At 49.5% G+C, this 12,063-nt stretch carries 14 protein-coding genes and 1 pseudogene; 7 read left to right on the top strand and 8 right to left on the bottom strand.

From position 1 onward, the window contains the following. Window positions 1-4 precede the first annotated feature (4 nt). From accC to C8D90_RS17690, 5 genes are all read left to right on the top strand, one after another. On the top strand, window positions 5-1,354 hold the full coding sequence (gene accC, locus C8D90_RS17670) for an acetyl-CoA carboxylase biotin carboxylase subunit (RefSeq protein WP_115459789.1): 1,350 nt from the start codon (window positions 5-7) through the stop codon (window positions 1,352-1,354). Between the two features lie 376 nt (window positions 1,355-1,730). Then, the gene (locus C8D90_RS17675) at window positions 1,731-1,973 is read left to right on the top strand and encodes a YhdT family protein (RefSeq protein ID WP_115459790.1); all 243 of its coding nucleotides are present in this window, start codon (window positions 1,731-1,733) and stop codon (window positions 1,971-1,973) included. After that, window positions 1,963-3,411 (top strand): sodium/pantothenate symporter, encoded by a 1,449-nt coding sequence (panF, locus tag C8D90_RS17680; RefSeq protein ID WP_115459791.1) that lies wholly within the window; start codon window positions 1,963-1,965, stop codon window positions 3,409-3,411. The genes C8D90_RS17675 and panF overlap by 11 nt, the downstream gene beginning before the upstream one ends. Window positions 3,412-3,422: 11 nt before the next feature. Then, window positions 3,423-4,304 (top strand): 50S ribosomal protein L11 methyltransferase, encoded by an 882-nt coding sequence (gene prmA, locus C8D90_RS17685; RefSeq protein WP_115459792.1) that lies wholly within the window; start codon window positions 3,423-3,425, stop codon window positions 4,302-4,304. A 127-nt stretch (window positions 4,305-4,431) separates the two neighbouring features. After that, entirely contained in the window at window positions 4,432-5,172 is a 741-nt protein-coding gene (locus C8D90_RS17690; RefSeq protein ID WP_196238521.1) for a carbonic anhydrase, read from the top strand. Window positions 5,173-5,185: 13 nt separating this feature from the next. Here the strand turns inward: C8D90_RS17690 and C8D90_RS17695 are convergent, their stop codons facing one another. Continuing rightward, window positions 5,186-5,662: an ASCH domain-containing protein gene (locus tag C8D90_RS17695; RefSeq protein WP_115459793.1), complete on the bottom strand. Its 477-nt coding sequence runs from the start codon at window positions 5,660-5,662 to the stop codon at window positions 5,186-5,188. Between the two features lie 338 nt (window positions 5,663-6,000). On the opposite strand from C8D90_RS17695, the gene dusB reads away from it, so the two are divergent. Continuing rightward, entirely contained in the window at window positions 6,001-6,966 is a 966-nt protein-coding gene (gene dusB / locus C8D90_RS17700; RefSeq protein ID WP_115459867.1) for a tRNA dihydrouridine synthase DusB, read from the top strand. A 21-nt stretch (window positions 6,967-6,987) separates the two neighbouring features. Then, window positions 6,988-7,284 carry a DNA-binding transcriptional regulator Fis gene (fis, locus tag C8D90_RS17705; RefSeq protein WP_000462905.1) on the top strand — a complete coding sequence of 99 codons (297 nt, stop codon included), beginning with the start codon at window positions 6,988-6,990 and terminating at the stop codon, window positions 7,282-7,284. Between the two features lie 211 nt (window positions 7,285-7,495). Here fis and C8D90_RS17710 read toward each other — a convergent pair whose 3' ends face one another. The 7 genes and pseudogenes from C8D90_RS17710 to C8D90_RS17735 all read right to left on the bottom strand — a co-directional run. After that, entirely contained in the window at window positions 7,496-8,074 is a 579-nt protein-coding gene (locus tag C8D90_RS17710; protein ID WP_115459794.1) for an Ail/Lom family outer membrane beta-barrel protein, read from the bottom strand. Window positions 8,075-8,913: 839 nt separating this feature from the next. Then, window positions 8,914-9,351 (bottom strand): hypothetical protein, encoded by a 438-nt coding sequence (locus C8D90_RS22010; RefSeq protein ID WP_147291381.1) that lies wholly within the window; start codon window positions 9,349-9,351, stop codon window positions 8,914-8,916. A gap of 256 nt (window positions 9,352-9,607) precedes the next feature. Continuing rightward, on the bottom strand, window positions 9,608-9,847 hold the full coding sequence (locus C8D90_RS17720; protein ID WP_115459795.1) for a hypothetical protein: 240 nt from the start codon (window positions 9,845-9,847) through the stop codon (window positions 9,608-9,610). Between the two features lie 44 nt (window positions 9,848-9,891). Beyond that, the gene (locus C8D90_RS22015) at window positions 9,892-10,161 is read right to left on the bottom strand and encodes a hypothetical protein (RefSeq protein ID WP_147291382.1); all 270 of its coding nucleotides are present in this window, start codon (window positions 10,159-10,161) and stop codon (window positions 9,892-9,894) included. A gap of 62 nt (window positions 10,162-10,223) precedes the next feature. After that, window positions 10,224-10,682, bottom strand: coding sequence for a hypothetical protein (locus C8D90_RS17725; protein WP_115459796.1), 459 nt, complete (start codon window positions 10,680-10,682; stop codon window positions 10,224-10,226). A 20-nt stretch (window positions 10,683-10,702) separates the two neighbouring features. Further along, on the bottom strand, window positions 10,703-11,650 hold the full coding sequence (locus C8D90_RS22275; protein WP_230473046.1) for a VENN motif pre-toxin domain-containing protein: 948 nt from the start codon (window positions 11,648-11,650) through the stop codon (window positions 10,703-10,705). Between the two features lie 36 nt (window positions 11,651-11,686). Beyond that, a pseudogene (locus C8D90_RS17735) lies at window positions 11,687-11,929 on the bottom strand (helix-turn-helix domain-containing protein); the annotation flags it as partial. Between the last annotated feature and the right edge of the window lie 134 nt (window positions 11,930-12,063).

Raw genomic sequence — 12,063 nt, forward strand, 5'->3', positions numbered from 1 at the left:
ATCCATGCTAGATAAAATTGTTATCGCTAACCGTGGTGAGATCGCGCTGCGTATTCTCCGGGCCTGTAAAGAGCTGGGGATCAAAACCGTTGCCGTTCACTCCGCTGCGGATCGCGATCTGAAACACGTGTTGCTGGCGGATGAAACCGTCTGCATCGGACCGGCGCAGTCGGTCAAAAGCTACCTGAACATCCCGGCGATCATCTCCGCCGCCGAAATCACCGGCGCAGTGGCAATTCACCCGGGTTATGGTTTTCTGTCGGAAAACGCCGACTTCGCCGAACAGGTTGAACGTTCCGGTTTTATCTTCATCGGTCCACGCGCTGAAACCATCCGCCTGATGGGCGACAAGGTTTCCGCCATCAACGCGATGAAGAAAGCAGGCGTGCCGTGCGTGCCGGGTTCTGACGGCCCGTTGGGCGAAGATATGGCGAAGAACAAAGCCATCGCCAAGCGCATCGGTTATCCGGTGATCATCAAAGCTTCCGGCGGCGGCGGCGGTCGCGGCATGCGCGTCGTGCGCGGCGACAAAGATCTGGAACAATCCATTGCCATGACGAAAGCGGAAGCCAAAGCCGCCTTCAACAACGACATGGTTTACATGGAGAAGTACCTGGAGAATCCGCGCCACATCGAAATTCAGGTGCTGGCCGATGGTCAGGGTAACGCCATCTATCTGGCCGAGCGTGACTGCTCCATGCAGCGCCGCCACCAGAAAGTGGTGGAAGAAGCGCCGGCGCCGGGCATTACGCCGGAACTGCGCCGTTACATCGGCGAGCGTTGTTCCAAAGCTTGCCTGGATATCGGCTACCGCGGCGCAGGCACCTTCGAGTTCCTGTTCGAAAACGGCGAGTTCTACTTCATCGAGATGAACACCCGTATTCAGGTGGAACATCCGGTTACCGAGATGATCACCGGCGTCGATCTGATCAAAGAGCAGCTGCGTATTGCTGCCGGTCAGCCGTTGTCCATCAAGCAGCATGAGGTTCAGGTGCGCGGCCATGCGGTGGAATGCCGTATTAACGCGGAAGATCCGGAAACCTTTATGCCCAGCCCCGGAAAGATCACGCGTTTTCACGCACCGGGAGGATTCGGCGTGCGTTGGGAGTCTCATATTTATGCCGGCTATACTGTGCCGCCGTATTATGACTCCATGATCGGTAAGTTGATCTGTTACGGTGAGAACCGTGATGTGGCGATCGCCCGTATGAAGAATGCGTTGGCGGAGCTGATCATCGATGGGATCAAGACCAATATCGATCTTCAGCTGAAGATCATGAATGATGAAAACTTCCAGCATGGTGGGACGAATATCCATTATCTGGAGAAGAAGTTGGGGTTACAGGAAAGATAAGGGAATTGGTGTTGAGAGGTGTATGTGGGCCTGAAGAGGTTCCGTACGCTATAAGCATCAGATCCTTATGTGACTCCCTTCAGGCGTCCGGGCAAAGGGCGGCAGCGACCGCCCTCTGCACTCCCGCGCCAGGGTGCGGGCTGCATTCCCCGCCCGCTGCACGGGTCCCCTCCTCCCCCTGTCAGGTCTTTACGCACCGGCTGCGGAAGGGCTTCCTGCCCATCCCCGCCCCGCCCGGCATCCATGCTGGGCGTGCTGACCTGACAGGGGAAAGAGGCGGGTCATGACGCCAGTGGCCGTTGTGCTGCTTTTTTAAATGTATTTCGTATTGGGCCGGGTTTCCGGCCCTTTGCTTTTTGGCTGACGGAGTGTGTGTATGGACTCACGTTTTGCGCAGGCTCACCGGGAAGCCCGGTGGGCGCTCTGGCTGACGCTGGCCTATCTGGCCGGCTGGATTGTGATGGCTTATGTGCCGGATAGCGTGCAGGGTATTACCGGTCTGCCGCATTGGTTTGAAATGGCCTGCCTGCTGTTGCCGCTGGTATTCATCCTGTTGTGCTGGGTGATGGTGCGCCTGGTGTTCCGGGATATTCCGCTCGGAGGCGATCGTGCAGACTGACGTTATCCTGCCGTTAATCGGCTACTTGCTGCTGGTGTTCGGGCTGTCGGTATACGCCTACCGCCGCCGGCAGAAAAATAACTTTCTTAACGACTATTTTATCGGCGAACGTTCGATGGGCGGCTTTGTGCTGGCCATGACGCTGACCGCAACCTACATCAGCGCCAGTTCGTTTATCGGCGGCCCCGGCGCAGCCTATAAGTACGGGCTGGGCTGGGTATTGCTGGCGATGATTCAGTTACCGGCGGTATGGCTGTCGCTCGGTATTCTGGGTAAGAAGTTCGCTATCCTGGCGCGTAAATATAATGCCATTACGCTCAATGATATGTTGTATGCGCGTTATCAGAGCCGCCTGCTGGTGTGGCTCGCCAGCCTCAGCCTGCTGGTCGCCTTCGTCGGCGCCATGACGGTGCAGTTTATCGGCGGCGCACGTCTGCTGGAGTCTGCGGCGGGCATTCCCTACGACACCGGGCTGTTAATTTTCGGCATCAGCATTGCGCTGTATACCTCATTCGGCGGCTTTCGCGCCAGCGTGCTCAACGACGCCATGCAGGGGCTGGTGATGCTGCTGGGCACCGTGCTGTTGCTGGTTGCCGTGGTTCACGCCGCCGGTGGTTTACATGCGGCGGTGGATAAATTGCAGCATATCGATCCAAAGCTGGTTTCCCCACAGGGCGCGGACGATATCCTCAGCGTGCCGTTTATGGCGTCGTTCTGGGTGCTGGTGTGCTTCGGCGTTATCGGCCTGCCGCATACCGCCGTGCGCTGCATTTCCTACAAAGACAGTAAAGCGGTGCACCGGGCGATCATCATCGGCACCGTTGTGGTAGCGGTGCTGATGTTCGGCATGCACCTGGCCGGCGCGCTTGGCCGGGCCATTTTGCCCGATCTCACCATTCCCGACCTGGTGATCCCCACCCTGATGGTGCAGGTATTGCCGCCGTTCGCCGCCGGGATCTTCCTTGCCGCGCCGATGGCCGCCATCATGTCGACAATCAACGCCCAGCTGTTGCAGTCTTCTGCTACGATCGTCAAAGATCTTTATCTGGGCATGCGCCCGCAGGCGATCAACAACGAGAAGCGGCTGGCGCGGCTGTCCTGGCTGTCTACCCTGCTCCTCGGGATGCTGTTACTGCTGGCCGCCTGGCGTCCGCCGGAAATGATCATCTGGCTGAACCTGCTGGCCTTTGGCGGGCTGGAAGCCGTATTCCTGTGGCCGCTGGTGCTGGGGCTTTACTGGAAGCGCACCAACGCCGCAGGCGCCCTGTGCTCCATGGTGAGCGGCGCGGGCTGCTATACCGTGCTGGCCGCCGCCAAACTGCAACCTTTCAGCCTGCATCCGATCATTCCTGCGCTGGTGCTCGGCCTGATTGCCTTCGTGGTGGGAAACCGTTTCGGCTCCCCTTCCCCGGCGGCTGAACCTGAATCATCCATTTGAGAGAGTGTGCTATGCCCTGGATTCAAATCAAAATCAACACCACCGGCGATCGGGCGGAAGCGCTGAGCGACGCACTGATGGAAAGCGGCGCGGTCTCCGTGACATTTCAGGATACCCACGATAATCCGGTATTCGAGCCGCTGCCGGGCGAAACGCTGCTGTGGGGCGATACCGACGTTATCGGCCTGTATGATGCGGAAACCGACATGGCCGTCGTGGTCGCGGAGCTGGAGCATCATCCGCTGCTGGGCGCAGGTTTTGCCCACAAGGTTGAGCAGTTGGAAGACAAGGACTGGGAGCGGGAATGGATGGATAACTTCCACCCGATGCAGTTCGGCAAACGGCTGTGGATCTGCCCGAGCTGGCGCGATATTCCCGACCCCAATGCCGTGAACGTGATGCTCGATCCCGGCCTGGCCTTCGGCACCGGCACCCATCCCACCACCGCCCTGTGCCTGCAATGGCTTGACGGTCTGGATCTGGCGGGCAAAACGGTAATCGACTTCGGCTGCGGCTCCGGCATTCTGGCGATTGCGGCGCTGAAGCTGGGTGCTGCGCGCGCTATCGGGATCGATATTGATCCCCAGGCCATTCAGGCCAGCCGCGACAACGCGCAGCGTAACGGCGTGTCTGAGCGCCTTGAACTGTACCTGCCGAAAGATCAGCCCGCCGATCTGCGTGCTGATGTCGTCGTCGCCAATATTCTTGCCGGCCCGCTGCGTGAGCTGGCGCCATTGATCGGCGATCTGCCGGTTTCAGGTGGATTGCTGGGCCTCTCCGGTGTGCTGGCAACGCAGGCTGCCGGCGTAGGAGAAGCGTATCAGGATAAATTCATCCTCGACCCCGTTGCCGAACGTGAAGAGTGGTGCCGTATCACCGGCGTCAGAAAATAATCCTTACAAAAACCGCCCTTTTTGGGCGGTTTTCAGGACTCCTCTCGGCTAGGCCGTCTTTGTTACCAGGCATATAATAACCGCTGTAACCAACGGGTTATCTAATTTAGCTTTATGGACAAAGACAATGAAATATCTGACTTTATTGATGACAGCATTGCTGATGACCGGCAGTGCCGGCGCCTATGCCAGCGAACATCCGGCCTGGTCTTATGAAGGCGATGGCGCGCCGGAACACTGGGGCGATCTTTCCCCGGACTTCAACCAATGCAAAACCGGTATGAATCAATCACCGGTCAACATCACTTCCACACAGAAAACGCATCTGGCTCCCCTCGATTTTCGCTTCGGCGACGTACCACTGACGGAAATCAACAACGGGCACACCGTGCAGGTGAACGACGATGGCGGCGATGAGCTGACGCTGGATAATGAGAAATTCTCCCTGCAACAGTTCCATTTCCATACCCCGAGCGAAAACACCATCGACGGTAAATCCTTCCCGCTGGAAGCGCACTTCGTCCATAAAAATGACAAAGACGAAATCGCGGTTATTGCCGTGATGTTCCAGATCGGCAAGGAAAACCCGGAGTTGCAAAAGCTTTGGCAACAGATGCCGGGAAAAGCCGGTGAAACCGTCAGTATCAAGGAGAAAATGGAGCTGAGAGGGCTGTTTCCGGCCGATTTAAGCTACTACCGCTTCAGCGGCTCCCTGACGACCCCGCCCTGCACCGAAGGCGTGCGCTGGCTGGTATTAAAACAGCCGATGACCGTTTCCGAGCAGCAGGTGGAGAAATTCGCCGCAACGATGCATCACCACAACAACCGCCCGGTGCAGCCGCTGCACGGACGGGTGATCGTAGAGTAATTCCGCACTCGTTTTACGCCGTCCCGTTCGGGGCGGCGTTTTTGTCTTCGGCATACAGCAGCCGGAAATGCTCGCACACCAGCCAGATGTCATCGCGGAATGCCTCTCCGCGCGCCTCCAGAATGTTGCCGAAAAACTCCCGGTGCGCCTTCCGCCAGCTGTACAACGATTTATCGTCCTCACCCTCTGCGGCGGCAAATACGGCGTCAACGTCACGAAAGCGCCTCAGGGACACATGCGTGGTTTCTATCGCCGCTACGGGGCGCTCACGGCCATCCAGCACCAGGGAAATCATCCCCGGCGCGGGTAACGGTTCATCGTCCTCCAGCAAGGAACAGGTCGCTTTTTTCTCACCACACACGATAAGCCCGGCCAATTCCTGCGCCTGTTGGCCGGGGTTGCCGAAATAGTCAGTTCGCCAGCTTCTGCCGGCCAGCGCCGGATGACGGCGCAAGGTTTCCTGCCAAAAACGCTCCAGTTCGTCCGTCATGATTTCTCCTGAAATGATTTGTTCCCGTGATAAATCATTTTCGTTATGAGCAATTTTCGTTATGAACAATAAGTGTGGCACAAAGTTGCTATTTCGTCCGTTTATCGCCTTGACAGCCCCGCCAGGCAACGAATCCGGTAAGAAAAATAAAAAAGAGCACTAAATAGTCAAAAATGTTTAACTCAATGTAAAATAACAATAATTATGCAATATGGTAGCGAACTGAGAGATTTCCTTGATCTATAACAGCGGATTGTTCAAAGTTTGGCCTTTCATCTGGGCGGAAAAATGCGTAAGATACGCGCCCTTACAGACACAGTATGGTCAACTCTCTGTCGATGCGCATTGGACATATCCAGCTTAAAAATCGCCTGATCGCCGCCCCGATGGCCGGCATCACCGACCGCCCTTTTCGCACGTTGTGTCATGAAATGGGTGCTGGAATGACGGTATCCGAGATGCTTTCCTCCAATCCGGAGGTGTGGCGTACGGATAAATCACGACTGCGCATGGTGCATTTTGATGAACCTGGGATCCGGGCAGTGCAGATTGCCGGTAACGATCCCGATGAGATGGCGGCGGCGGCCAGAATTAACGCTGACGGCGGCGCGCAAATCATCGACATCAACATGGGTTGCCCGGCCAAGAAGATGAACCGCAAGCTGGCGGGATCGGCATTATTGCAGTATCCCGAGCAGGTTGAACGCATTCTGCGCGCGGTGGTTGCCGCGGTGGATGTACCGGTCACGCTGAAAATCCGTACGGGTTGGGCGCCGGAGCACCGTAACTGTGTTGAAATTGCCCGATTGGCCGAACGCTGCGGCATTCAGGCGCTGACGATTCACGGCAGGACGCGAGCCTGCCTGTTTAATGGTCACGCCGAATACGACAGCATCCGGACAGTTAAGCAGACTGTTTCCATTCCGGTCATCGCGAACGGAGACATTACTGACCCGCATAAAGCCAGGGCGGTACTGGACTACACCGGAGCGGATGCTCTGATGATAGGCCGGGCCGCTCAGGGAAGACCCTGGATCTTCCGGGAAATCCAGCATTATCTGGACACAGGGGAGCTGCTTTCGCCCATGCCGTTGGCGGAAGTCAGGCGCTTGCTGATAGCGCATGTACGGGAACTGCATCGTTTTTACGGTTCCGGTAAGGGATTGCGCATCGCCCGCAAGCACGTGTCCTGGTATCTCCAGGAACACGCCCCGGATGACCAGTTTCGGCGCACATTCAACGCCATAGAGGACGCCAGCGCACAGCTGGAGGCGTTGGAGGCATACTTCGAAAATCTTGCGTAACAAAAAAGAGCTGACAGAACTATGTTCGAACAACGCGTAAATTCTGACGTACTGACCGTTTCTACCGTAAACTCACAGGATCAGGTAACCCAAAAGCCCCTGCGCGACTCGGTTAAACAAGCACTGAAGAACTATTTTGCTCAACTGAACGGTCAGGACGTAAACGACCTGTATGAGCTGGTACTGGCTGAGGTGGAACAGCCCCTGTTGGACATGGTGATGCAATACACCCGCGGCAACCAGACCCGTGCGGCCCTGATGATGGGTATCAACCGCGGTACGCTGCGTAAGAAATTGAAAAAATATGGTATGAACTGATACTAGTCAGTTAATTCCTTGAAAAAAGGCGCTTTTCACTGTTTGGTGAAGGTGCCTTTTTCTTTTTGGGGGGTTAACTTTCGGGAGACGCTGAAGGTGTAAAAAACTGTATCGTGGATTTCATGAAGCCTGTAGTGCCATGCTCCCTATTTTCATCTTTTTCTGAGGGAAAGGTTAATACCGCCAAATGTTATGGCGGTATTTAATTTGATTAGAAGCGATACCCGACGTTGATGTTAAAACCATTAATGGAGTGGCTTTTTCTGCCATCATCAAAGCTGGAACCTTCGTAGCCGATGTCGATGGCCAGATAGTCGAGAGGGTTGATTTGGATACCTGCGCCGTACATAAAGGAACTTTTGCTCTGAGAGCCATTTTCTGTACCCATGTCGACAAGATTCTCTCTGCCTTCATAGTTGTACCAATGGGTTTTGTAGTCGGCTTTGTTGTAGTTAACACCGAGCAAACCATAGATGCTGATGTATTGATTAATACGGTAGGCCGGGCCAGCAGAGAAAGAGTAATACTTCATATCAACGTCGTTCTTTATATAGTCACGACCTAAATAATATGAATAATCGCTGTCACCGCTCATATAAGTAAAAGAACCAATAACGCTGAAGGGGGAATCCCATTCGTAGCGGTATTTGATGTTAATGCCATTCAGGTTTTTAAGATCCTGAACCTTTCCGTAAGCGTAACCGGCGGTAATTGTTTGAGAATCGGCATTGGCTTGGGTGGAGATGGTGAGGATTGAAAGAATAGCCGCGGCAATGGCAAGCTTTTTCATTTAGATTATCCTTAATTTGGGAAAAGGTTATGTACGACAGAATATTTTTTGATAACAGTTTGAAACGAGCCGGATTATATCAGGTCGCTATAAAGTGTAAATATTTTTTATGTTTTTTAGGGGGATGTTGGTCAGGGGGGGAGTGTTTAGAGGTTAATTTTATTAAAAATTAGTTTTTTAGATAAAAACACCATTAAAATTGCATTTTTAACTTTTAATTCCGGACTTTCTATTGACTACTCTTGTTGTATAAACTCTGGTTTTGAATAGCCGAGAGTTATTATTTTACCGAATGGCGTTGTTAAAAGATGTGCTAATAAGATGCATTCGAATTTAGAAGAAGAGTAGCAGGATATCAATAATATATTGAAACGATGGACTAATACCTTGGCAAAAAAGATCTTATCTTATTTACTGAAATCTTCGTGGCCCCTTCCATTCCAGCTTATTTTTTAGCTCATCGGGCACCATTAAAAAAAGAAGGCTAATGTATTCCAAATGCTTATTATAATTTGGGGATATATTATCATTGCACTTTTCAAAATAGTATTTAGCTTGGTTATTTAGAAACCAAATATCGTATTCAGTTATATTCTCGTCCAGAAGATTTTTTGGGAGATTGTGTATAAGTTCAGTTTCTATTTTCATTTCCCGGAAAGTCTTCCAATGAGGCAATGCTTTCACCAATAACTTTATCACATAAGTAAACAATAAACATATAGTTACCTCACCACCGTCTTACCCGTGAACGTATTAACCAAATTATCTTTCTTATCAGTGGTGACCTTCTTAATTGACGTTGGCATACTATTTTTCATTGCATAAGCTTACTTTTTAGCTTATTGAGGGTAAGGAACAACTTTCCAGTATACAGTTTGTGGTAATGATGGAAGAAATGGCTCCCCCCCTTTGAATTCACTAATAAATTCTTTATTTTGTCTCCTTACTTCCTCACGTTCTAGCTCTAATGTAAGAGATTCTAGTTTCCCTGTTTTTGAAATATTCTCCCATGCTATTAAGGGGAGCCCCGAAAACTCCTCAACAATTGTTATTGCTGCGTTGACAGAAATGCCAGATGTTTCCCATACCCAGCCCTCCCCATAGTCAATCATCCCAATTGGATCAAAAACAACTTGTATAGCATAATTATTATTTCCTCTTGGTATTATATAGAGTGACTGTATAATAATATCCAACCCGGATAATTTCTCACGATAAACGCAAATGTTTGCATTTCTACCTAAATGTATATATCTATCAATATCTGATACAAGCATTAATCACCTCAATTATCTATAAATATTGCAGGCTTTTTCTTAATTTCCACACCATTTTTATCGATGGACCTAATATCGATATTGTAATGTGATTGATCTGCATGTTTACCTTGATCATGTATGTTGGAGCTCGTGGGATCATTAACATTTATTAAGTTACCTCTATAAGTATTACCTCTATCAAGCATTCCAGGCATCAAATTACCACCTGACCCAGGCTGCAGTGCCGGGATCTTGTCCAATATACATTTCTAAATTAATTACGTTTTTTGTACTCTTGAATCCACATCCCTCCTCCTACTAAAAAACCTGCCACCACTCCCATTATTAATGCTTTTGTTACATAGTCAAATGGAAACATAAACTCTCGTTCCATAAATAAATTGGTCACACCATGACTAATAAGAAAAGTCATCACTGCAATGATGAATATTGCAAAACCGCTTAAAATACCGACTATGATAAAGAACCTTAATCCTTTACTTTTTGTTATCACCTGTCCTCCCCTCAATTTTTAATTTATTCTTGCAAAATATAATTTTAGCCTTCAGTAGTAGCAGATGCTTCCATATTACCCAATACACCTGGAAATTGAACTGGTTTCATATTTTTCGATATACCTAATTGTCCTTGAATTGTTCCACCTTGCAGCTTAGGATTATATTTCGGATCAAAACCATCCATTCTTAAATTTCCCCATTTATTACTCCCCAAGCTGATAAGCTTACCCTCTCTATACCAAGTGCTGGCATCAATTCCTAATACTCCTGCTCCATGAGCGGATTTACTTTTCAATTTTAATAGAGTCATAAAGTTTAGTTTAAATAGCCAGAAAATAGTCCATCATAAAACAATAGCCTTTCTGAGTGTTTTTAAATATCAATCCCAGAATTTCTCAAAGTAAAAATGACATGCTTAGTCAAATCAACAAGATCATCATAGGCAATAGGACCAAATTCAGGCTCATATAAAGCCATGTATTTCTCAACTGGCATTTTATATATTTGTATAGCTTTATGTTTCATATCATGGACATGTTTTGGATAAATAACTCTATTTATTCCCGAACCGTATTCTTTCTTCTGACTATCCATAATCCATTGCAATTTACCTTTATATGAGTTAATGGCGTGTTGCAATAAATTAATTATTTGTGGATCTTCATTTTTGAATCGAAAACTTGTTGCAGGTGGTCTAGTAGACCTATCCTCTGTAAACTCTTTTTGATCTTTAAATCTGAAAACTGGGTATCTAGAGTGGCAACGCTGCCACTCTATCTCTCCAAGCTTTTCAATAACTGATATTAACTCCCTTCCCTTTTCCACTTGCATTATTTAAATCCTCGTGGTTTTTATGAAATATTTACACCATCAGGATTAATAGCTTTGATATGTTTTTCCCAATCACCCTTATGTATTGGATTTAAAGATATTCGAGGATCATAAACATAGCGACCATCAGTATATACTTGGTGAAACGTCATATTATTCTCCATATACCCATTTTCGTATACATTCAATGTGTTAGGTTTTAATGGTCTAACTTCAATAATTTTCTCCTGTCTCCCAGCAACTTCGAGTAATTTAGGAGCAATATCTGAGCAATCAGTGCAATCTGTATTTGAAATCCAACTGATAAAATTCGGATCTTTCACTTTATCAACAACACTTTGATTTGCAGGATATCCTGGGTTTTCTGGTCTAACGTCCTCAAGACCAGGAATTTTTTCGTTTAAATAAATCAGATCGTCCAATGATGGATTATCAGAGATAGGTGTTATGGTCGTGATATCACCAATATCTGGAACACCGCTATCGTTTCCTGTGTGGTTCTTACCCACATCTGTAACTTCACCATGATGCCCTGTGTCATTAGACACTTCATTTGGATATAATGTCTGTTTACCACCCGTATTATTCGGGAACTGTCCTGCATCTACCAGTTGATCTCCACCCGTGTTTGTCGGCAAATCTGTCGGGCCGGAAACATTAGCATTCTTATCCTGCTGAGCAGCCACAATGGCCATTATGACGCAGACATCATTTGCCAGGCAGGATGTACTCAGACCTGCTTTTACTTTCTTGGTCAATGCCAGGGCAGCGGCCTCTTGCGCATCACCGCCCCCAGCTTCCGCCAACGCAGCCAGAGTGAGAATATTTTGTGCCTGTATTCGCTGGAGCATTCCCATACTTGTGGCGTTATTTTCAGCGGTGACTTTACCCGCCTGCGCTCCAGACACAGCACTTCCTGTACTGTCTCCTGCCAAGCCTCCAGCAAGCCCACCAGCCAGTGTTGCCAATGCAGAAATAGTCCGTTTTTGTCTTCACTGAGTTCGGATAGCATAATCAACCACCGCCCACTCAGTGGCCTCATCGGTACGGTTCTTAAGGTTTGGTGCGCGGCGACTCCGGTTTATCAGCGCATCCACGCCACCTTCATCGACCAGTTCGCGGTAACGATATAATGTATCACGTGAAACACCCATGATTTTACAGGCTTTCGATACATTGCTGAGTTCTTCAGCCAGATTGAGCAAACCAGCTTTGTGTTTGATAACGGAATTGGTAGTATGAACCATGAGAGTTACCTCGTGTTTTGTATAAGGATTCGACACCCATATCAAAACCGGTAACTCTCAACTTTCAAGGCCATATGTCAGATCAAGTCGCGACTAATACATCTGGATATATAGGGGCAAATCCACGCCTCAAC

The organism is Enterobacillus tribolii, from assembly GCF_003363015.1.
In the GTDB taxonomy this organism is placed as follows: Bacteria; Pseudomonadota; Gammaproteobacteria; order Enterobacterales; family Enterobacteriaceae; genus Enterobacillus; species Enterobacillus tribolii.